This window comes from Ruegeria sp. BJ6 (assembly GCF_056537885.1).
Window position 1 is genome coordinate 59,018 of sequence record NZ_JBQFSG010000001.1, and the last position, 21,369, is coordinate 80,386.

21 protein-coding genes are annotated in these 21,369 nt (G+C 57.1%); 10 read left to right on the forward strand and 11 right to left on the reverse strand.

What is annotated here, in order from left to right; all coding sequences use genetic code 11:
* Positions 1 to 72: 72 nt before the first annotated feature.
* Genes ACR0D6_RS00275 through dusB form a run of 3 tightly spaced genes read right to left on the reverse strand, consistent with a single transcriptional unit; the run spans position 73 to position 3,502 of the window.
* Entirely contained in the window at positions 73 to 1,440 is a 1,368-nt protein-coding gene (locus ACR0D6_RS00275; protein ID WP_480764054.1) for a response regulator, read from the reverse strand.
* Positions 1,440 to 2,522, reverse strand: a complete 1,083-nt coding sequence (locus tag ACR0D6_RS00280) for a two-component system sensor histidine kinase NtrB (RefSeq protein WP_480764055.1) — start codon at positions 2,520 to 2,522, stop codon at positions 1,440 to 1,442. The genes ACR0D6_RS00275 and ACR0D6_RS00280 overlap by 1 nt, the downstream gene beginning before the upstream one ends.
* The gene (gene dusB / locus ACR0D6_RS00285) at positions 2,519 to 3,502 is read right to left on the reverse strand and encodes a tRNA dihydrouridine synthase DusB (protein ID WP_480764056.1); all 984 of its coding nucleotides are present in this window, start codon (positions 3,500 to 3,502) and stop codon (positions 2,519 to 2,521) included. Before dusB ends, ACR0D6_RS00280 begins: the two co-directional genes overlap by 4 nt.
* Before the next feature lie 181 nt (positions 3,503 to 3,683).
* Between dusB and ACR0D6_RS00290 the strand changes: the two genes are divergently transcribed.
* The 4 genes from ACR0D6_RS00290 to ACR0D6_RS00305 all read left to right on the forward strand — a co-directional run bounded on the left by ACR0D6_RS00290 (position 3,684) and on the right by ACR0D6_RS00305 (position 7,166).
* Complete coding sequence (locus tag ACR0D6_RS00290; RefSeq protein WP_480764057.1) at positions 3,684 to 4,814, forward strand: bifunctional 2-C-methyl-D-erythritol 4-phosphate cytidylyltransferase/2-C-methyl-D-erythritol 2,4-cyclodiphosphate synthase; 1,131 nt, start codon at positions 3,684 to 3,686, stop codon at positions 4,812 to 4,814.
* A complete protein-coding gene (locus ACR0D6_RS00295) occupies positions 4,811 to 5,308 on the forward strand; it encodes a phosphatidylglycerophosphatase A family protein (RefSeq protein WP_480764058.1) in 498 nt (165 codons plus the stop codon). Before ACR0D6_RS00290 ends, ACR0D6_RS00295 begins: the two co-directional genes overlap by 4 nt.
* The gene (locus ACR0D6_RS00300) at positions 5,305 to 5,787 is read left to right on the forward strand and encodes a CinA family protein (protein WP_480764059.1); all 483 of its coding nucleotides are present in this window, start codon (positions 5,305 to 5,307) and stop codon (positions 5,785 to 5,787) included. The genes ACR0D6_RS00295 and ACR0D6_RS00300 overlap by 4 nt, the downstream gene beginning before the upstream one ends.
* Before the next feature lie 197 nt (positions 5,788 to 5,984).
* Complete coding sequence (locus tag ACR0D6_RS00305) at positions 5,985 to 7,166, forward strand: ammonium transporter (RefSeq protein WP_480764060.1); 1,182 nt, start codon at positions 5,985 to 5,987, stop codon at positions 7,164 to 7,166.
* A 206-nt stretch (positions 7,167 to 7,372) separates the two neighbouring features.
* Here ACR0D6_RS00305 and ACR0D6_RS00310 read toward each other — a convergent pair whose 3' ends face one another.
* Together ACR0D6_RS00310 and ACR0D6_RS00315 are read right to left on the reverse strand one after the other, a co-directional pair.
* Entirely contained in the window at positions 7,373 to 8,671 is a 1,299-nt protein-coding gene (locus ACR0D6_RS00310; RefSeq protein ID WP_170650165.1) for an MmgE/PrpD family protein, read from the reverse strand.
* Between the two features lie 37 nt (positions 8,672 to 8,708).
* Complete coding sequence (locus ACR0D6_RS00315; protein ID WP_170650167.1) at positions 8,709 to 9,155, reverse strand: type II toxin-antitoxin system RatA family toxin; 447 nt, start codon at positions 9,153 to 9,155, stop codon at positions 8,709 to 8,711.
* Positions 9,156 to 9,228: 73 nt separating this feature from the next.
* On the opposite strand from ACR0D6_RS00315, the gene hpt reads away from it, so the two are divergent.
* Positions 9,229 to 9,771, forward strand: a complete 543-nt coding sequence (gene hpt / locus ACR0D6_RS00320) for a hypoxanthine phosphoribosyltransferase (protein ID WP_480449322.1) — start codon at positions 9,229 to 9,231, stop codon at positions 9,769 to 9,771.
* A gap of 25 nt (positions 9,772 to 9,796) precedes the next feature.
* Here hpt and ACR0D6_RS00325 read toward each other — a convergent pair whose 3' ends face one another.
* On the reverse strand, positions 9,797 to 10,939 hold the full coding sequence (locus ACR0D6_RS00325; protein ID WP_480764061.1) for an amidohydrolase: 1,143 nt from the start codon (positions 10,937 to 10,939) through the stop codon (positions 9,797 to 9,799).
* Entirely contained in the window at positions 10,936 to 11,886 is a 951-nt protein-coding gene (lipA, locus tag ACR0D6_RS00330) for a lipoyl synthase (RefSeq protein WP_170650175.1), read from the reverse strand. The genes ACR0D6_RS00325 and lipA overlap by 4 nt, the downstream gene beginning before the upstream one ends.
* 266 nt (positions 11,887 to 12,152) lie before the next feature.
* Here lipA and ACR0D6_RS00335 point away from each other — a divergent pair, with 266 nt between their 5' ends.
* Complete coding sequence (locus ACR0D6_RS00335) at positions 12,153 to 12,701, forward strand: redoxin family protein (RefSeq protein WP_480449318.1); 549 nt, start codon at positions 12,153 to 12,155, stop codon at positions 12,699 to 12,701.
* Between the two features lie 19 nt (positions 12,702 to 12,720).
* On the opposite strand, the gene ACR0D6_RS00340 is transcribed toward ACR0D6_RS00335, so the two are convergent.
* Together ACR0D6_RS00340 and ACR0D6_RS00345 are read right to left on the reverse strand one after the other, a co-directional pair.
* Positions 12,721 to 13,671 (reverse strand): hydrogen peroxide-inducible genes activator, encoded by a 951-nt coding sequence (locus ACR0D6_RS00340; protein WP_480764062.1) that lies wholly within the window; start codon positions 13,669 to 13,671, stop codon positions 12,721 to 12,723.
* A gap of 65 nt (positions 13,672 to 13,736) precedes the next feature.
* Positions 13,737 to 14,837 carry a DUF6456 domain-containing protein gene (locus ACR0D6_RS00345; protein WP_480764063.1) on the reverse strand — a complete coding sequence of 367 codons (1,101 nt, stop codon included), beginning with the start codon at positions 14,835 to 14,837 and terminating at the stop codon, positions 13,737 to 13,739.
* 238 nt (positions 14,838 to 15,075) lie between these two features.
* Between ACR0D6_RS00345 and ACR0D6_RS00350 the strand changes: the two genes are divergently transcribed.
* Positions 15,076 to 15,375, forward strand: a complete 300-nt coding sequence (locus ACR0D6_RS00350; protein ID WP_480764064.1) for a DUF6477 family protein — start codon at positions 15,076 to 15,078, stop codon at positions 15,373 to 15,375.
* A gap of 9 nt (positions 15,376 to 15,384) precedes the next feature.
* Here the strand turns inward: ACR0D6_RS00350 and ACR0D6_RS00355 are convergent, their stop codons facing one another.
* Together ACR0D6_RS00355 and ACR0D6_RS00360 are read right to left on the reverse strand one after the other, a co-directional pair.
* Complete coding sequence (locus ACR0D6_RS00355) at positions 15,385 to 16,929, reverse strand: trimethylamine methyltransferase family protein (RefSeq protein ID WP_170650185.1); 1,545 nt, start codon at positions 16,927 to 16,929, stop codon at positions 15,385 to 15,387.
* Positions 16,930 to 17,277: 348 nt separating this feature from the next.
* Positions 17,278 to 17,706, reverse strand: a complete 429-nt coding sequence (locus tag ACR0D6_RS00360) for a GNAT family N-acetyltransferase (protein WP_480764065.1) — start codon at positions 17,704 to 17,706, stop codon at positions 17,278 to 17,280.
* A 100-nt stretch (positions 17,707 to 17,806) separates the two neighbouring features.
* On the opposite strand from ACR0D6_RS00360, the gene guaA reads away from it, so the two are divergent.
* The 3 genes from guaA (at position 17,807) to ACR0D6_RS00375 (ending at position 21,350) form a co-directional block, all read left to right on the forward strand.
* Entirely contained in the window at positions 17,807 to 19,366 is a 1,560-nt protein-coding gene (gene guaA, locus ACR0D6_RS00365) for a glutamine-hydrolyzing GMP synthase (protein ID WP_480764066.1), read from the forward strand.
* Between the two features lie 122 nt (positions 19,367 to 19,488).
* Complete coding sequence (locus tag ACR0D6_RS00370; RefSeq protein WP_480764067.1) at positions 19,489 to 20,376, forward strand: DMT family transporter; 888 nt, start codon at positions 19,489 to 19,491, stop codon at positions 20,374 to 20,376.
* 77 nt (positions 20,377 to 20,453) lie between these two features.
* Positions 20,454 to 21,350 (forward strand): DMT family transporter, encoded by an 897-nt coding sequence (locus ACR0D6_RS00375; RefSeq protein ID WP_480764068.1) that lies wholly within the window; start codon positions 20,454 to 20,456, stop codon positions 21,348 to 21,350.
* The last annotated feature ends 19 nt before the right edge of the window (positions 21,351 to 21,369 follow it).

Here is a 21,369-nt window from a genome sequence, read left to right on the forward strand (position 1 = left end):
GCAACGACGTACCGCCATATATCGTGGTCCTTGCCGGGTGCGAACCCGGATGCCACGGTTTGTGTGGCGATATTACATCAGTTTGCGTCGGCGTGTCACCTGAATATCGAGATCGGTCACTTTTTTGCGCAACGTATTTCTGTTGATCCCGAGCAACTCGGCACATTTCGCCTGATTTCCGGCAGTTGCCTCAAGTGCAATCTCAATCAGGGGCGCCTCAACTTCGCGCAAAATCCTCTGATATAGCCCTGGCGGCGGTAGAATATTGCCATGCAGATCGAAATACCGCCTCAGATGGCGCGCAACAGACGCAGATAATTTCTCGCGTTCGCCACCGCCCAGAATCGGTTCGGCTTCGGGTTGGCTGCCCAACACAGCCTCAACCTCGGCCCGGCTGATTTCGTCTGCGCGGCTGGTAAGGCTCAGGCGGCGAATGGCATTTTCCAGTTGCCGTACATTTCCGGGCCACGAATATCGGCGCATCAATTCGACCGCTTCGGTGCTGAGCCGCCGTATGGTGCCAGTGTCGCGTTCTTCACGAACCAAAAAGTGCTCTGCCAGCAAGGGGATATCGTCCACTCTTTCACGTAGGGCCGGCACGTGAATCGTGGCGCCGCACAAACGGTAATACAGGTCCTGCCTAACCCGGCCGTCCTCCATTGCTTCGGTCAGATCCGACTGGCTTGTCGCCATGAAACGGGGGACATGATCGCCGGGCGCATCCATCATGCGCACAATCCGCGCCTGCATTTCCTCATCGATATCGCCGATCTCATCAATCAATAGAGTCCCGCCTCGTACCCGCGCCATGATCCGCGCGGGGCCCTCCAATTCCCTCAGGTCAGTGGCCGTGGCTGTCACGAAAGGCAAGGTGCGTCGGTCGGAGAAGTCATGGATTGCCCGTGCAATCAGGGACTTACCGGTGCCGCTTTCGCCAGAAATCATGACGGACAGATCGGTATTCATGACCCGCGCCACCAACCGATAAAGCGCCTGCATAACCGGGGTGCGACCGACCAGAGGCAGTTCTTCGGGGCGCTCGCTGCGTTCTTCTGCTGGCTCGGGTTGCGCGCGCAGTTTTTGCTCCAGCGCCCGCGCTGTGCGTTTCATCAGATCCGGCAGGTCGAACGGTTTGGGCAGATAATCATAGGCCTCGGCCTCGGCCGCCTGAATCGCCGTCATGATGGTGTTCTGGGCAGATATGACGATAACCGGTAGCCCGGGGCGATCCTCCGCAATCTTGGGTAGCATCTCCAAGCCGTTGCCGTCTGGCATGACCACATCCGAGATCACCACATCCCCCTTTCCCTCACCCACCCAGCGCATCAGCGTGGTAAGTGAGGATGTGGCGTGTACCTTGCACCCTGCGCGGGTCAACGCCTGTGTCAGTACGGTACGGATCGTACGATCATCGTCTGCAACCAGAACTGTGCCATCCATCAGGTGTTCTCCTTATCCAGTCTTTCCAGCGGCGCGCGACGTAGCGACAGGCGGAACACGGTGCGCCCGGGCACCGAATCCACCGAAATCCAGCCGTTGTGGTCCGAAACGATCTTGCTGACCAAGGCCAGACCCAGCCCTGTGCCATTCTCCCGTCCGGATACGAACGGATCGAAAATGTCACCGCGGATATCCTCCGGCAGTCCCGGCCCGTCATCTATGATCTCGATCTGCAAAGGCAGCGAATGCCCGGTTCCGTCACTGCGACGCAGGCGGAATGAATGTTCAAAGTAGGTGCGCAACCTGATCGTGCCGCCATCGGTTCCGGCGGCTTCGGATGCGTTTCTGAGCAGATTCAGCACCACCTGCAACAACTGATCCGGATCGCCGAAGGCCAACGGCAGCGACGGATCGTAATCCTCGACAATTGTCATATGCGCACCAAACCCCAGCAAAGCCGAGCGCCGCGCACGGTCCAGAACATCGTGAATATTGACGGGTTTGAAATCCGGCTCGCTCAGGTTTCCAAATTGTTCGACCTGCTCCAGCAGCTTAACGATACGGCGGCTTTCTTCGACAATAAGGTCTGTTAGTTCTAGGTCTTGCGGCGGTATATTCATGCTAAGCAACTGCGCCGCCCCGGTGATCCCCGCCAAGGGATTCTTGATCTCATGCGCCAGCATTTCGGCCATGCCGATAGCCGATTGCGCTGCGGATTTGACCGTGTGGCTTTGCGTCATGCGCCCTGCCAGTTCGCGCGGGGAAATGATCATGATCATTACACCGGGATGCCCGGCCAGCGGCGCGATCTGCAGCGCACATTGTAGCGGCGCACGGTTGCCTGAACCAACGTCCACATCATTGACGAACAATGGGGTCCCATGTTCTCTGGCGCGAAGAAAGGCCTCCTCCAGCGGCGCATCCACAGCAATCTGATCCCAGACCGGATGCCCAACAACGGACTTGCGTGAGGCATTCAAAAACCCTTCGCCCGCAGAGTTAACATCCGCAATGCGATCTTCGGCATCAATGATGAACGCCGGAACCGGTAGCGAGGCCCAGATATCCTGATCCGAAGTCATGCGGCCTGCCCTACATCCGGAACCAGCGCATCGCCCAGCAAGCGCATCACTTCGCCGGTATCACGCGAGGTCAGAACCGCGCGGCGCAAAGGCGCTGGCGTTTGCGCGCCATCCATGTACCAACCCAAATGCTTGCGGGCGACGCGCAAGCCAAGGTCCGGGCCGTAAAACTCAAGCATGGCCTGATAGTGAGCACGCACCATCTCAATGAAATCCGGGCCTTGCGGAATTTGTGGTGCACCGGCACCGTACAAATCATGGCATATCTGCGCCAACAGCCAGGGTTTGCCTTGTGCGCCGCGCCCCACCATGACCCCATCCGAACCAGAGTGATCCAGCGCCGTTCGCGCACTTTGGGTGTCAGTAATGTCACCGTTCGCGATGACCGGTATTGAAACCGCTTTTTTAACTGCCCTGATTGCCTGCCAGTCGGCGCGCCCTTTGTAAAACTGGCATCGCGTTCGGCCGTGGATCGTTACCATGCGAATACCCGCGTCCTGCGCACGGCGCGCAACCTCCGGCGCATTCAGCAGACTATCGTCCCATCCCAGCCGCGTTTTCAGCGTTACCGGAATGTCCACAGCGCTTACGACAGCCTCAATCAGGGTCAACGCATGATCAGGCGTTTTCAGCAGGGCCGAGCCCGAGTACCCATTCGTGACCTTTTTGGCCGGGCACCCCATGTTGATATCGATGACCCGGGCACCACGATCCGCCACCTGACGAGCGGCTTCCGCCATCCAATGCGCTTCACGCCCTGCCAGTTGCACTGCCGTGTTTTCAACATCAGCCGACAACTCTGCCCGCTCACGCACCCCGGGTTTGGCCTGAACCATCTCCTGACTGGCCACCATTTCACTGACAACCATGCCAGCTCCAAAGCGCATCACCAGATCGCGGAAGGGACGGTCGGTGATTCCAGCCATGGGCGCCAGCAAAACGGGCGGGTTCAGATCCTTGTCGGCGAGACGCAGTTTCAAAGTGCCTAATCCTTGAGCAGTTGCGGGTTTGATATCGAATTTGCCGCATATGAACAACAAAACGGCGGGTCACAAGCCCGCAAAATTGGCGAACGCCTATTTTTTAGGCAAGTTTACGCGGGTGATTGCCTCTGCTTTCACCGCCCCCTAAACAAGGACCATCAGCAGGAGAGCTTGGCCTATGACAACCGCCGCCATTATTGTCGCCGCCGGACGGGGGCAGCGCGCCGGAGGCGGCGTACCCAAACAATGGCGCCCTCTTGCGGGCAGACGTGTCGCGGACTGGACGCTAGACAAGTTCCGGGACATGGTCGATCTCATCGTGCTGGTTCTCTCGCCCCACGACGAATCTGCTTGGGCGGAGTTTCGCGATACAGACGTGATTCTTGCATCAGGCGGCGACGATCGCGCCGGATCCGTTTTCAATGGGCTACAGGCGCTAAAGGATCGGAAAGTAACAAAGGTGCTCATACACGATGTTGCGCGCCCCTGTGTCTCCGGCCGGATTATCCGGGACGTTCTGGCGGCGCTCGACACCAACTCTTGCGCCGCGCCGGGGATACCCGTCACCGATGCATTGTGGACGGGAGAAGGGTCGCAGGTCACCGGCACACAGGACCGAAGCGGGCTTTATGCTGCACAAACGCCCCAGGGGTTCCATTACGATATCATTACAAAGGCCCATGCCGCACATCCGGGCGGCGCGGCGGATGATGTCGAAATCGCCCGCGCTGCGGGGCTCGATGTCGCAATTGTGCCCGGCGATGCAGACAACTTGAAAATAACTCGACCCGAAGATTTTACCCGGGCGGAACGGATATTGGGAACGGACATGGATGTAAGGCTGGGTAACGGCTATGACGTACACCGGTTTGGCGACGGTGATCATGTGATCCTGTGCGGCGTAAAAGTACCGCACGACCGGGGCCTTCAGGGTCATTCGGACGCTGATGTCGGAATGCACGCTGTAACAGATGCGATCTATGGCGCATTGGCGCAGGGGGATATCGGACAGCACTTCCCCCCATCAGACCCGCAATGGAAAGGCGCGGCCAGCGAGATATTTTTACGCCACGCGGTCGAACTGGCGGGGCAGATGGGATATCGGATCTCGAACATCGACTGCACGCTGGTTTGCGAGTATCCAAAGATCGGCCCTCACTCCCAAAAAATGCGTGAGGAAATGGCCAAAATCCTGCGATTGCAAGCTGATCAGGTCTCTGTAAAAGCAACCACTTCCGAGCGTCTCGGCTTTACTGGCCGCAGCGAGGGCATTGCTTCGCTGGCCACGGCTTGTCTGGTGAAAGCATGAACGCTGCACGGCTGATTGGAACGGTTTGCGGCGTCGGCTATTTGCGTCCGGCACCGGGGACATGGGGATCGCTGGCGGCCTTGCCGATGGTCTGGGTGCTGCATGAACTTGGCGGCTTTCCCTTGCTTGTACTGGCGACATGCGTCGTTTTCATCGGAGGCATTTGGGCCACCCGGATCATGACAGCCGGACAAACGGATCACGACCCGTCCGAAATTGTGATCGATGAGGTTGCGGGCCAGTTCATCGCCCTTTGGGCCATTTCCTATCCCGCCTGGGCCCATGGTATCGAAATTACCGCTCTTTGGCCGGGTTGGTTGTCAGGTTTCATCCTGTTTCGGCTGTTCGACATCACCAAACCGGGTCCTGTAGGCTGGGCCGACCGGCGCGGTGATCCGCTGGGCGTCATGCTGGACGATGTGATCGCTGGTGTTTTCGCCGCCATCGGTGTGGTAATTCTGGCGGGTATATCACACGGGGTGCTGGGCCTGTGACTGTTGTCGAACTGCTTGAACACGCCAAATCTCAGAACGTTATGATCGCGACCGCAGAAAGCTGCACCGGTGGCATGGTTGTCGCCGCGCTGACGGACATTCCCGGAAGCTCTGCCGTGGTCGACCGGGGTTTCGTGACCTACACGAACAGCGCCAAACAGGACATGCTGGGTGTGCGTCGGAAGACATTGGAAACCTATGGCGCGGTGTCCGAACAGGTGGCCCTTGAAATGGCCGAAGGCGCGCTGAAACACTCACATGCGCAACTGGCTGTTTCGATCACTGGCATCGCCGGTCCCGGCGGATCAGAGTTCAAACCCGAGGGGCGCGTCTGTTTCGGCCTCGCAGCAAGCGATCAACCGACACGTTCTGAAACAGTCGAGTTCGGCGCGCTAGGTCGGGACGCGGTGCGCCTTGCCGCGCGGGATCACGCGCTTGGTTTGCTGGCTCAGGCGCTTTCACGCACCGCACAAAAATAAGGCACACCGCCCTTTAAGCTGCGAAATTAAGCGCCACTTGCAAAAAGGGCGCGTAAATTGGCGAAAAAATAGCGGGTTGCCTCTTTTTCCCGCACCCATCGTTCGCTTCAACACTCTCCACCACCACTCACTCAGCATCGATCCGCAATGAAATTAGGCGGATCGGCTCATCTGAAGCGGAAAAAGGAGAGCGGCCCATGAACGGAGCCGATACAGCCTGGATCATAGTCGCAACGGCACTGGTCCTGTTCATGACCCTTCCCGGCCTTGCCCTTTTTTATGGCGGCCTTGTGCGTGCGCGAAATGTGCTGAGCGTCTTCATGCACTGTTTCACCATCGCCTGTCTGATGAGCATTCTGTGGTTGATTGCTGGATACTCCATCGCATTTGGCGAAGGTACATCGGGGCTGTGGGGCGGAATGGGCAAGGCATTCCTGAACGGAGTAGACGCCGACAGCCTGTCGGGCACCCTGCCCGAGGTATTGTTCTTTGCCTTTCAGATGACATTCGCCATCATCACTCCGGCACTCATCGTCGGAGCCTATGTCGAGCGTGTCGGTTTCGGCTTTGTCGTGATCTTTTCCGGCCTGTGGATGCTGTTGTGTTATGCACCTGTAGTCCACTGGATCTGGGGTGGCGGCATCCTGACAGATGGCGGGATTCTGGGCGAAATCGGTGTTCGGGATTTTGCCGGTGGAATCGTGGTGCACGAAACCGCCGGACTGGCCGCACTGATCATTGCCGTATTTCTGGGACCGCGGCGCAATCGTACAACGCCGCCGCACAACCCCGGTTTTGTCATGATCGGCGCCGCGATGCTGTGGGTCGGTTGGTTCGGTTTCAACGGCGGTTCACAGCTGGCTGCCGATGGTGGTGCCGCAATGGCGATGACCGTCACACATATATCCGCTGCTACCGCCTCTCTGACCTGGGCGCTTTGGGAGCGGATTAAATACGGCAAAGCCTCGCTGGTCGGTCTGGTGACCGGTACAATCGCCGGATTGGCCTCGATCACTCCGGCCTCGGGTTACGTCGATCCTGTACAGGCACTGATCATCGGAGCCGTAGCCGGTGTCTTGTGTCAGGAAGCGGTCAACGTTGTTCGCAACATTCTCAAGATCGACGATACGTTGGACGTCTTTGCGGTTCACGGTGTTGGCGGTATTTTCGGCACCATCATGATTGCGGCATTTGGCCTGGGGAGCTGGACCGCGCAGTTGGGTGGGCTGGTGATCGTGGGTGTCTTTACGTCAGTTATTACAATTGCACTGGTCAAGGCGGTTGCACTGATCACTCCGCTTCGCGTAGATGCCGAGACGGAAACAAATGGGCTCGACCTTTCGGTACACGGAGAACGCGCCTATGACATGAGCAGCTGAGCCCACCTCAGCCAGCTCAGTGCCCGAAAGGGCCAAAGCGGGTCTCTTGGGGACCCGCTTTTTTCTTCAATCTTAAATTGGGCTCTCCCCCGGCGCCACAGGCGACCCGCACGGAGTATTTTCAGCCAGATGAAAAAAGGACCCGTTCTTCATCTGGCCCCAAATCCGCCTGCCGGAGGCATCGCGCGCGGCGCGATCACACTGTTTCAACCGGTACTAAGGTATTCGGCCAGATCAGAGGCCCGGCCACCCGTACGCAACATTGACCAGATTTCGTCCGCATTGCTGGCACCGATAAGCTTTTCGGCCTTGTCCCGAACCCGGCGCTCGCGTTCAGCAAGGGATTGAGGCTGCAACAAGTCATGAAAAGCTTCGCGCCGAATCCCGTCGCGGCGCAGAAGAGATAAGTGCGCCTGAGTTTCCGACAGGTCCGGATCTGCTTCGACAGAAATTCGATTGCGCAGCGAAATCAAACGAGGATCGGCGCACACAATATCCGAATAACTGTCCAGCCGCGCCGTATCATGCCCCAAAGCCTGCATGGCGATAACAGTACGGTATGAGAACTTGGCACCCAACCCGGTGGATGGCGCCGGTTCGTTGCATACGCTCATCCAGCGCGGATGTGTTCGGATCTTAATTTCCTGTACTTCGGGCTCGGCGATGTCCAGATCAAGTGCCGCTTCCAATGCCGCATGCAATCCGTGGCAGCAGGCGTGAAATTTATGACTGACCGTTTCAAACAGCCATTCAGCCCCCAGCCCTTCCAAAGCGGCACTGTCATCCATGGCGCCATGATGTGTGGCACCAAAGCCGAATTCACCTTCGAGCGCATACTCGTTCGGCTCAAAGCCGCGCTGAACCAGAAGCACGGCCTCAATACCCGATGCGGCGGCGATACCGGCATTGTAGGGTTTGCCCATCGTGCCGAACTGCGCCTTGAGCCCCGATGCCCGTGTAGCGGTCAGCCCCAGAACCTTCCGCATCTGGGTGGCATTCAGACCGGCCAGCCGCCCAGCAGCAGCTGCCGCACCGAATGCACCCGCCGTTGCTGTCTGGTGCAAGCCTGCCTGATAATGGCTGCGTCCCAGCCATAGACCAATTCGGATTGAAAGCTCCATACCCACAAGTGCAGCTTCGAGAAGGTCCACAAGCATGTGATCGCGCCAGACAGCCATTGCCAAGGCAGCCGGAAGCACCGCAACCGACGGATGCCCGATATGGGCGAAATGGGTGTCGTCATAGTCAAGCGCATGTGAAATCGTACCGTTGACCAGAGCCGCTCCGCGAAGTGGGGCGGCACCTCCACCAAAGAGCTTCGCTTGTTCGGCCCCTTTTTCGTCCAGAACCATGTCGCGAACGATTCTCGAAACAGGCTCGTCCGCCCCTGCCCGGCCCACGGCCAGCCAGTCCAGCGCCGAAAGGGATGTGACGATACGTGCCTGTGAACTGGTTGAGATGGGGCCAGTCGCAAACTCGGAAAGGGCAGTGGTCAGATTGGTCATGGGCGCAGTTTAGCGCGCCGCCCCGGCGGGTAAAGGCTCAGCCGTAGAGTTCCAAAGCCCGCTGTTCAAAAGCGCGTACGATCCTGTGCATGGCCTCGTTGAAGACAACCCCGATAATTCCCTGAAGGACGGCGTTTTTGAACTCAAAATCCACATGAAACGAGATGTTGCAGCCGCCATCAGGCGCTTCTTCAAAATGCCAGTCGGATTTCATGTATTTGAATGGTCCGTCCAGGTATTCCGTATCGATCTTTTTGTCTTTGGCAAACAACGTCACGCGGCTGCCGAACCGTTCCCTGAAAACTTTGAACGAGATCACAAGGTCGGCTTCCATAACCTCTGCCTCGCCAACCTCGAAAGTCCTGCGAATGCGCGCCGCAGCACACCACGGCAGAAACTGAGGGTACTTGGCCACGTCCGCGACCAGATCGTACATCTGTTGCGCGGTAAAAGGCAGGTGGCGTGTTTCCGAGTGGATAGGCATGGGGTCTGGTATTTGCTAGATGACAATGGCGCGTCATGTCGTATGTTGCGCGCCAAAGATCAAGGGGGCAGCGATGAGCGACCGCGCATATGTGATTGATGAGATGATCTCGGCCAAGGCGATTGCTGCCCGAATTGAGGAATTGTGCCGCAAAATCACCGAGGAATTCGGCGATACAGACAAGCTGGTTGTGGTCGGCTTGCTGCGCGGCAGTTTTGTTTTCATCGCCGATCTGGTGCGCGAACTGGACCTGCCGATCGAGGTGGACTTTCTGGAAGCCTCATCTTACGGGGACTCGATGGAAAGCAGCCGAGAAGTGCGTATTCTCAAAGACTTGCGGGGCGCAATTGAAGGACGCGACGTTCTGGTTGTCGAGGATATCGTGGATACTGGCCATACGCTGAACCACGTCACGCATCTGCTGCAAAGCCGTATGCCGAAGCGGTTGAAATCCATCGCACTACTGGACAAACCAAGCCGCCGCGAAGTGGATTTCCGGTCAGATTGGATTGGGTTCGAGATTCCCGACGAGTTTGTGGTCGGATATGGAATCGACTACGCACAGCGAAACAGGAACCTGCCGTTTATCGGAAAAGTCAGGTTTACCGGGGACTGATCGGATCGTCAGCGAAAACGCCTGATCACCCGCAGACGTCACGAATTGCAGCCAAAAATATGCCGGTGCCAGTTGGAACCAACTGATCGGGAAAGTCGTAGTCAGGGTTGTGCAACTGAGGATGATCCGTACCGGCACCCAACCAGAACATGGCTGATTTCGCGCCTTTACCGAATTGTCCGAAATCCTCGGAGAATTTTTGCGGCGCATCGCTCAGACGTGTCGGAACGCCCACCGACTGGCAGGCGCGTGTCAGACAATCGACCGCTTCGCTGTGATTGGTACAGGCTTCGAACACATCATCGTATGAAACCTCCGCTGACAAACCTTCGGCCGCGGCCTCTTGCCGGACCAAGGCTTCGGCGTCCCGGATGAGTTTCGCCATGCGCGCGTCCGAAACCGTGCGCAGCGTGACCCAAAGCTCTCCGTGCCCTGGTGCGACGCCGAATGTCGGCTCACCCAGATTCGCATGCGTCAACGTCGTCAGTGCAAACTCGGCATCCAAAGCTCCGCCCTGCCCCAGACCTGCAAGCGCAGGCATCAGGCGCGCCATGGCCGCGCCCGGGGAAAGACCGTCCTGCGGCGCGGCGGCATGCGATGTCTTTCCCATCAGAACGACGCGCATTCCGCGCGACGCGCAGTTTGCGGGGCCACGACACAACTCAACCGTTCCCAACGGAAGCCCCGGCAGATTGTGCAAAGAAAAGACAATATCCGGCGCGATCTGACCAAATGCCGGATCGGCCCGAAATGACTGCGCCCCTTTGCCGGTTTCTTCGGCGGGCTGGAAAATCAGAATGACCCGGCCACGCTTTGGGCGGTTTTTGGACATCTCCTCGGCCACACCCAGAACCATTGCCATGTGCCCGTCATGCCCGCAAAGATGCCCTTTGCCGGAAATCAACGAAGCATATGGAGCATCCGATATTTCCTGAATCGGCAACCCATCCAGCTCACATCGGACAGCAACATCGGGTCCTTTTATCTCGCTGTCAAAAATCGCAGCGACACCGTGCCCGCCGATCCCGGTCAACAGGTCATCCGGAGAGAACTTCTGGAGAACCTCGGCAATTCGCGCCGCGGTGTTTTGCTCTTCTCCAGAAATCTCCGGATGTTGGTGCAACTCATGCCTCAGCGCAGTCAGCTGCGCCTGCACCTCTGGCGTCATGCCTGACCCAGTTTTTTCTGACGCGCATCACGAAGGCGGGCAAAGTCGTCGCCAGCATGATACGAGGATCGCGTTAGTGGTGTCGCGGATACCATCAGGAATCCCTTGCCGTAGGCCGCCTTTTCGTAAGCCGCGAATTCTTCGGGAGTTACGAAACGATCCACGCCGTGGTGCTTGGGTGTCGGCTGCAGATACTGACCGATGGTCAGGAAATCGATATCTGCCGCTCGCATGTCGTCCATGACCTGTCTGACCTGCTGCTCATTCTCGCCCAGTCCAACCATGATGCCGGATTTGGTAAAGATCGACGGATCCAGTTCTTTGACCCGCTGCAACAGGCGCAGGGAATGGAAGTATCGCGCGCCCGGGCGAACCTCGAGATACAGGCCGGGAACCGTTTCCAGATTGTGGTTGAAAACGTCCGGCTTGGCCTCGACAACCGTTTCAAGTACTTCAGGGTCGCATTTCAGAAAGTCGGGCGTCAGAATTTCAATGGTCGTTTTTGGAGACCGGTGCCGGACCGCGCGAATGGTTTGGGCAAAATGCTCGGCCCCGCCATCCTGCAGGTCATCCCGGTCAACCGACGTAATAACGACGTGGTTCAGACCCAGTTTTTCCACCGCATGCGCAACACGCCCCGGTTCGAAAGCGTCCAGCGCATCGGGGCGACCTGTGGCGATATTGCAGAAGGTGCATCCGCGCGTGCAAATCTCGCCCATGATCATCATTGTTGCATGACCCTGACTCCAGCACTCGCCAACATTGGGACAACCTGCCTCTTCGCAGACAGTCACTAGGTTGTTGTCACGCATGATTTTGTGCGTGTCGGCATAGCCCTTGCCGCCGGGCGCTTTTACGCGAATCCAGCTGGGTTTTTTCGGCTGGGCATTGTCCTGACGATGGGCTTTTTCAGGATGTCTTTGCTCGGGGATTTTAAGATCACGCACCGGTGGTATTCCCTGACTTTGGGTCAATATGGCTACCCGTTAACATAAACTCACACGATCCGTTACACCAGCGACGCATGGCCGCTATGCAACGACACTCTGTCACAGCCGATATCGTGCGCGCGGGAGGGCAGATTTTCCGTTAAAGAGCAGACATTTCCACAACAATCACATCATTCACACATCACTGAATTTCAGTCGTTGAAGCGCGCTTAGAATCATTTTAAGGCAGGTGCCAAACACAGGTGAATCACAGGAGTTTGAATATGAAGTCTGGCGCAAATTTGCCAAACGTGACGTTCCACACACGGGTACGTGACGAGTCGATCGAAGGCCCGAACCCGTTCCGTTGGGAAGACAAGACCACTGCAGACTACTTTGCAGGCAAGCGCGTGATCCTGTTCTCGCTGCCCGGTGCATTCACCCCGACCTGCTCGACCTACCAATTGCCGGGTTTTGAGAAGGGATATGAGGACTTCAAGGCCAAAGGCGTCGACGAAATCTACTGCATGTCCGTAAATGACAGCTTTGTCATGAACAAGTGGGCACAGGATCAGAACTTGTCGAACGTAAAAGTCATTCCCGACGGTTCGGGCGAGTTCACCCGCAAAATGGGTATGCTGGTCGACAAGGACAATCTGGGCTTTGGCATGCGCTCGTGGCGCTATGCAGCCATCGTGAACAACGGTGTTGTTGAGGCATGGTTCGAAGAGCCCGGCCTGATGGATAACTGCCCCGAAGATCCATATGGCGTCTCTTCGCCGGAAAACCTGATGAAGCACCTTGATGAGGCGCTCGAGCCTGCACTGGCCTGAAGCGACCAGTCAGACTGATTCAAAGGCTCGCCAGTGGCGGGCCTTTTTCGTTTCGTGTCCCGTCCACGATCTGTCGACCGACTCGGCGGATAACCTCGGCAAGTTCATCAAACCATTCCTCGCCACTGGTCGAAGTTCGTCGCACCAGACCAACCGTACGCGCGGGTTGCGGTGTAGCAAAACGAAGCAATCGAAGGCCGGGGACCGCGCTGGTTTCGGCCTGCGCCGCCAGTTCGGGAATCAGAGTCATGCCAAACCCCTCGGCAACCAGTCTGGACAAGGTGGCAAGCGACGAGGCTCCCATATTTATCCGTGCACTAGTTCGATCCTGCCCGCACACCTCAAGGGCCTGATCGGTCAGACAATGACCATCCTCCAGCAACATCAAATGGGCCGATTTCAGATCGGTCGGTCGTAACGCTTCCGGTCCGGCAGTCAAAAGCCTGAGCCGTGCCTCGCACCCGGCCAACAGAAAACGATCTTCGAACAGCGGCTCGTCATGCATCCCGGCTACTGCTGACGGCAGCGCAAGAACTGCAGCGTCAATTTCCCCATCACGTAGCATGCCCAGCAGCCGTTCGGTTCTGGCCTCGCGAATCTGGACGCGCAATGAAACATCCCCTGCCCGAAGAGCTGCCAACACGCCGGGCAGCAAATAGGGCGCCATGGTTGGGATCAGCCCCAGCGACAGCGACCTGTGACCACCTGAATGATCCCGGGCAAATCGGTCCAGACGGTCCGCCTCGGCAAGCACGCGTCGGGCATAGTCCAGCACGTCGCGCCCCAGCGGCGTCAACAGGATGTCCCGGGCGCGCCGTTCGAAAAGCGGCCCGCCCATCAAATCCTCAAGTCCCTTGATCTGAACCGACAGAGCGGGCTGCGAAACGTGGCACACCTGCGCAGCCCTGCCAAAGTTGCGCTGTTCGGCAACAGCCCTGAAGTATTGCAGTTGTCTGAGCGTGAAATTCATAACCGCTGATTATCAAAAAACCGCACAACCACAACCTATTTCTATCCCCAGTATTGCGCTTCAGTCTATCCGATCATTCGATCCTGCATCGAGTTCGATTCATAATGGCGCTTGAGCCGCTGCAGCGCGATGCGCAGCACGATTTTACCCGACCGGGCCGACCAACCCATATGGCGTTCCGCCAGTTCCAAGCCCTCCAGATAACAACAACACCGCAGCGCAACATCGCTGAGGCCCGGGCCGAGGTCGGACAATACACGGGCCACCCGGTCGCGGGCCTCTGAGGAACCGCCGACACTGTGTGCACCCGCGCCAAAACTCTCACGGTTGCAACCGGTCAGGAACCTGTCCCAATTCTGGGTGACCTGCGGCCCGACCTGGGACAATTCGAAATCTTCGCGCAAACGCTCACCTGCGCGGACCAGGGTTTCATCAAGAAATGGGTTACCGTCCCTGTCCCTGCGCCTTGCCAGCGCAACAAGCGGACTTTCAGCAACGCTGTAACGAATGCGCCGCGGACGTTCAGACTGTTCCTCGCGGTCATGCGCAAAAGTCCCTTGAGTGTCCGAAAACCCCATTTCGTTCTTCGCGCGGGCCTTATTCTCAGCTTCGGCCAGCAAACTGCCCAGAGCACCCCGACCAGCGGCCGTAATACGATAGCGCGATATCCGGCCCGGATTCTCGCACGAAATCCAGTCCTTAAGCGCCAGACCCTGCGCAATCCTACAGTCAACGACAGCTGTTTTGGTCGTGCAATCCTGCCCAACGTTTCTAACGACCACCGCCTTGTCCATATCTTCCGCAACCGCAAGAACCGATCCCGTTTCACACAGACGGCGCAAAACGCGCAATGCCTCGCGATTGAACTCTTCTTCCTTGGCGGAAAGCGGGTTTTGATCGTTGGCAGCATCCGGAGCTTTTTCCGGAGCGATCAGGCCTCCGATCGAAGGAAAATGGATTTCTGCCAGAGATTGCAAAGCGGCATCAACCAACGGATCGTCGCGGCGCGTTTCGATACGTCTGATCTGACGAAGGATGGTCGAAGCGTGGCATCCGGCCGATCTTGCCAAATCCCGGATCGACCGCCCGGCCTCTGTATGAGCAAGGTAACGTTGCGCGCCTTCGGGGACCCATGCCGGAACGGTGATTGCCATGCTGTTGTTCATATTTGTGAGCCCTCGTCGACAAAGAGTAAATCCCAATCGCCATTGGCATCAGAGTTAACAAAATCTACCTAGAGTTGCTTTTCTTACTTACTCGTTAATGCCTGATGGCGCGAACTAGAATTGATTCAAAAAGATAAACAGACGTGAAACCATCGTTCGCAAGTTCTTAATCTCAGGCAACACCCGCTTGAGTTGTGTCAATCATGACGCAAAGCAACTCTCTCAGACAGGAATGAACATGCAGGACATCATGTCAAAACTCTCGACACTCCGCCGCCCCCGCCTGTTGATCAGGGCCGCAAAAATAGGCGCGCAAGACTATTGCCGGGAACAGCATCTGCAAAGAATTCTGGGATATGGCGCGATACCTGGTCCGGGTTCGGCGCTGATGCGTCTGATGGATCTGGAGCGTGAGGTCGACATGAATCGTCGTGACAACGATGCTGCCTACTCGCTGGTTCAGCATCTTGATCTATTGATCGCCCTGATGGGTGAGGCGCAGCTGTTTCAGGCCAGCCGCGCCTCACAATATCGATAATTTCGCCGATTACATGAAGGCGTCGGGCATCGACGCTTTCTTTTCCGCCACATATTCATTCAGTGCGGCGGTGGTATCGGGGTTCATCTGCGGCTGCTGATAGTTGGCCAGCAAGTGTTCCACCCGTGACGAAGCAAGCGTCCGCGTATCCCGCGCACCTTCCTCTTCCCAGGTTTCAAACGGCTTGTAGTCCAGCAAATCGGTTTTCCAGAACGCATCCTTGAAGTTCGCCTGCGTGTGGGCACAGCCAAGATAGTGGCCACCCGGTCCCACTTCGCGAATTGCATCCATCGCCTGCGCGTTGTCATCATAGGCAACGCCCTTGGCCAGACCGTGCAGTACACCCAGTTGGTCGGCATCCATGACGAATTTCTCGAAATCGGCGACCAGCCCGCCTTCGAGCCATCCACACGAATGCAGCATGAAGTTCACGCCGGCCATCAGACCCATGTTGAGCGAATTCGCAGTCTCATAGGCCGCCTGAGCATCGGGCAATTTCGACCCGCAGAACGATCCGGCTGAGCGATACGGAACGCCCAGACGACGGGCCAACTGACCCGCACCATATGTGATGTGCGCGGCCTCAGGGGTGCCGAATGTTGGCGCGCCCGAGTTCATGTCGATGGAAGTCACAAACGCACCAAAGATTACAGGCGCACCTGCGCGAACAAGCTGGCTGTAGGCGATACCGGCCAGAACCTCGGCCAGAACCTGTGTCAACGTTCCTGCGACCGAAACCGGCGCCATGGCACCGCCAACGATGAACGGCGAAACGATGCACGCCTGATTGTTCCGGGCATAGACTTCCAGCGAGCCCATCATCACGTCGTCGAAAGTCATCGGCGAGTTGATGTTGGTCAGCGATGTCATCACGGTATTCTGCTGGACAAACTCCTTGCCAAACAGAATCTCGCACATCTCAACCGAATCCTGCGCGCGACTGGGGTCGGTAACGGAACCCATGAACGGCTTGTCGGACAGGGTCATGTGCGCCATCAGCATGTCGAGGTGACGCTTGTTCACCGGAATATCGGTGGGTTCGCACACAGTCCCGCCCGAATGGTGCAACCACTTGGACATATAGGCGAGCTTCACGAACTTGTTGAAGTCGTCCATCGTGGCATAGCGGCGTCCGCCATTCAGATCACGAACGAACGGAGGACCATAGACCGGGGCCAGCACCAGATTGCGCCCACCGATGACAACGGATTTCTCCGGATTGCGGGCGTGCTGGGTAAAGCTGCTGGGCGCAGTCTCGCACAGTTTGCGAGCAAGTCCGCGAGGGATACGAACACGCTCGCCGTCGACATCCGCCCCAGCAGCGCGCCAGCGCTCCAATGCGGCAGGATTGTCAACAAAATTGACGCCAACTTCTTCCAGAATTGTTTCCGCGTTGGCCTCGATGATTTCGAGCGCCTCGTCGTTGAGAATTTCGAAATTGGGAATGTTGCGTTCGATGTATTTTGCAGTCTCGATCCGGACTGCGGTGCGCTCGGCCCGTCTGGCGGCACCGCCGCCGCCGCGACCTTTGCGCCGGGTGTTTGCCTCTGCCATGCGTTAATCCCGTGTTGTGGTTTGACTTGCAGAATTTGATACAGGATGGCCAAAGTCCTCAGACCATGGATTGCGGCGCTATAGGGGGAAAAGCGACATGACCGCCGCTTTCGGAAGTCTTTGACACGCCTCCCGCATTTGAATGTTAATGAAATAGGACAAAAATCCCGAATATCTCAGCCCCAACCGAAATCGGCACGGTGTCTGAATACCCAACACTGTTCTCTTCAGATGTTTGGCGGCGATCTACGCTTGGACGGGCACTTTTAACAGCACATTGTGGCAGGCCATCTGGGAAACTGACCTTGCGGACGCCAGCCAGATACCGGTCGCAGCGTTGGTCCGAGGTCAAAGATCTTTGGACATCGTGACCTTGTTCTCGTTGATATCGATTTCGACCCAGCCCAGATGCCGATACATTGATCTTGTTTCCTGCATCAATCTGTGGGTCTTCAGCTCCATTCGGCTGGCCCCGTTGGCCCTGGCCTTTTGTGCGATCAGCTCCAGAAGCTTGCGCGCCACGCCCTGTCCCTGCTTGTCTGGCCAGACCGCAAGGTTGAAAATCATGGCAGTTTCACCCTTCTGCAGCCAAACAACGACACCCAAAAGCGCGTTGTTTGCTTCGGCAAGAATGACCCGGTTTGCCTCTACATCTTCGGCGATTCCATCCGTCACGTCTGGAATATCAGAAATCTTGCTAACAGCGTCGGCGTAGGCTGCTTTTATGCATGCGATGATCGCTTCAACGTCTTCCTGCACTGCTTTTCGAAATTCCATCGCGGGCATGATGTGCGGAATCCTTGTTGCTTTCAGGTACGTGGCCACAAACGACCTTATTCTGCTTGCACATGCAAGACTTGCGACCTAAGAGCCAGTCATGAGCCAGACATCCCATGACCGCCTTCTGATCATCGACTTCGGCAGCCAGGTGACGCAGCTGATCGCCCGCCGCCTGCGCGAACTGAACGTCTATTGCGAAATTCACCCCTACCAGAACGTCACAATGGACGTTGTTCGAGAAATGGCACCAAGGGCCGTGATTTTCTCGGGCGGGCCCGACAGCGTTACACGCGAAGGTTCACCGCGCGCCCCGCAGGAAATCTTTGACTACGGCGTTCCGATTTTGGGTATCTGCTACGGACAGCAGGTGATGATGCACCAGTTGGGCGGCAAAGTTGAAAGTGGACATGGTACGGCGGAATTCGGTCGCGCCTATGTCACACCCAAAGGTGATCTGGATTTGCTGGGCGGCTGGTTCGCCGATGGAGACGAACAGGTCTGGATGAGCCACGGCGATCACGTAAGCAAAATCGCCCCGGGTTTTGAGGTTTACGGCACCTCCCCCAACGCACCTTACGCCATAACCGCTGACACAAACCGCCACTTCTACGCGGTACAATTCCACCCTGAGGTTCACCACACGCCCAAGGGCGCAAAGCTGTACGAAAACTTCGTCAGGCTGGCGGGCTTTACAGGTGACTGGACCATGGGCGCCTATCGCGACGAGATGATCCGCAAAATCCGCGAACAGGTTGGCGATAAGAAAGTCATCTGCGGTCTGTCCGGCGGCGTGGACAGCTCGGTGGCTGCAATCCTGATTCACGAGGCCATCGGTGACCAACTGACCTGCGTATTCGTCGACCACGGTCTGCTGCGCAAAAATGAGGCGCAGGAAGTCGTCTCGATGTTCCGGGACAACTACAATATCCAGCTCATTCACGCGGATGAAAGTGAGCTGTTTCTGGGAGAGCTTGACGGACAAAGCGATCCGGAAACCAAGCGCAAGATTATCGGCAAGCTTTTCATCGATGTGTTCCAGAAACACGCCGACACGATTGACGGCGCAGAATTCCTTGCTCAGGGCACACTCTATCCTGATGTGATCGAATCCGTGTCTTTCAGTGGCGGCCCGTCGGTCACTATCAAGTCGCACCACAACGTAGGAGGCCTGCCGGAAAAGATGGGCCTGAAGCTTGTCGAACCGCTCCGGGAACTTTTCAAGGACGAGGTCCGTGCCCTTGGACGCGAACTTGGCCTGCCGCAAAGTTTTATTGGTCGCCACCCCTTCCCTGGCCCGGGTCTGGCCATCCGCTGCCCCGGAGAGATCACACGCGAAAAGCTGGAAATCCTGCGTGAAGCCGATGCAATCTATATCGACCAGATTCGCAAACATGGCCTCTACGATGAAATTTGGCAGGCTTTCGTCGCCATTCTACCCGTCCGCACCGTGGGCGTCATGGGCGACGGGCGCACCTACGACTACGCCTGTGCCATGCGAGCAGTAACATCCGTCGATGGGATGACGGCTGATTACTATCCATTCAGCCACGATTTCCTCGGCGAGACCGCAACGCGCATCATCAACGAGGTCAAGGGCATCAATCGCTGCACCTATGACATCACATCGAAACCACCCGGAACGATCGAGTGGGAATGAGTTGAAAGAAGGCCGGGCAATTGCCCGGCCTTTCCATTTCCAGTCGCAGAATTCCCATCTTTTTGTGATTACACTTGACCACCCTGCCCTTTCCGGTTCCTCGTGTCCGCAGGAGGGAAAGGATGGATCAGGGCAAGGCTCAAATCGGCAAGGCCGCACTGTGGATGACCGGAGCCATCGCTTCGTTCTCGGCCATGGCCATCGCCGGGCGGGAACTGAGCGTCACGCACGATACCTTCGAAATCATGATGTATCGCAGTGTCATCGGTGCGGTCATCGTATGGATCGTCCTGTCGTTCAGCGGTCAATGGCATCAGGTCTCTACCCGCCATCTGGGTTTGCACGCGATCCGGAACAGCCTGCACTTCGTTGGTCAGAACCTTTGGTTCTTTGCCGTCGTAGCCGTCCCTCTGGCTCAGGTCTTTGCCTTGGAATTCACCCAACCGCTCTGGGTGATCGTTCTGTCGCCGCTTTTGCTGGGAGAGCGTCTGACGACCGTGCGCATCACTGCCGCCGTTATCGGATTCATCGGAATTCTGATCGTTGCCCGCCCCGGTGCAACAACATTGAATCCGGGCGTCATCGCTGCCGGGCTGTCCGCAGTTTTCTTCGCCCTGACGACAATTTCTACAAAAAAGCTGACGCGGTTCGCTTCGATCGGGTGCATCATGTTCTGGCTGACCGGAATGCAGGCCATACTTGGGCTTGCGGCGTCGGGACTGGACGGTGAAATCACCTTGCCCACAATGACAACCCTGCCTTTCCTCACTCTTGTCGGATGCGCAGGATTGCTGGCCCATTATTGTATAACCAACGCCCTTGCGATTGCCCCGGCCACGGTTGTCATACCTTTTGACTTTGCCCGCCTGCCGACCATCGCGATCATCGGAATGCTGCTTTATGGCGAATCCCTAGACTATTGGACCATATTCGGAGCAGCCGTTATTTTTGCAGGTATCACCTTGAACTTGAGATCCGAAAGCCGTGTTCAGGCTCAAAAGGACGCCTGAAGCGAATTTCCATCTCTGCCACAGATTTGCGCATGTTTCGGGTCGATGCCTGAAACGAAAAATGCACAAAAGCAATCATGACTACTCAAAAAACACTTTCATCGCAGGCATGGCTTGAACTGATCCTGTTAGGCGTGATCTGGGGCGCATCTTTCGTCGCAATCCGGATTGCACTCGATACCGTTCCCGTCATGACCTCGGTTTTGCACCGAACGTTCTGGGCCATTCTGGCGCTTTGGCTGATAGTCTGGGTAATGCGGTTGAAGGTCCCCCTGTCGCCCCGCATCTGGGGCGCGTTTCTGGTGATGGGACTGTTGAACAACGTCATTCCGTTTTCGTTAATGGCATGGGGCCAATTGTATATCGAAAGCGGCCTTACCTCGATCCTGAATGCCATGACGGCAATCTTCGGAATCGTCGTCGCTGCCATCTGGTTTCCCGATGAAAAACTGACCAAAGGGCGGGTTCTGGGTGTCGGGCTGGGTTTTCTCGGTGTTGCCACCGCCATCGGCCTTGGGAATTTGATTCAATTTGATCTGCGCAGCGCGGCCCAAATGGCGGTGATCGCGGGCACCGTGTCCTACGCGCTTGCAGCGGCCTGGGCACGCGAAACCCTGTCTTCCCTCTCTCCGCAAGTTGCTGCTGCCGGGATGCTGACGACGTCAACGCTATGTCTGTTGCCAATCACGATATATCTGGACGGAGTGCCCACACTGACCCTGCCCCTCGAAACATGGGGGGCGATTGCCTATTATTCGCTGTTCGCAACCGCAGGTGCCTATCTGCTGTACTATCGGGTTCTGGCGATGGCGGGCAGCGGTAATCTGATGCTGGTAACGCTCATTATCCCGCCGGTCGCAATTCTGCTTGGTTCCGTAATGCTGAACGAAGCGTTGCAGCCGCAGGCCTATGCAGGATTTGCGCTGCTTGCGGTTGGCCTTGTAATCCTGAACAGATCGGGCCAGCGCAATTGACGCCGCCTTGTCCCCGTTC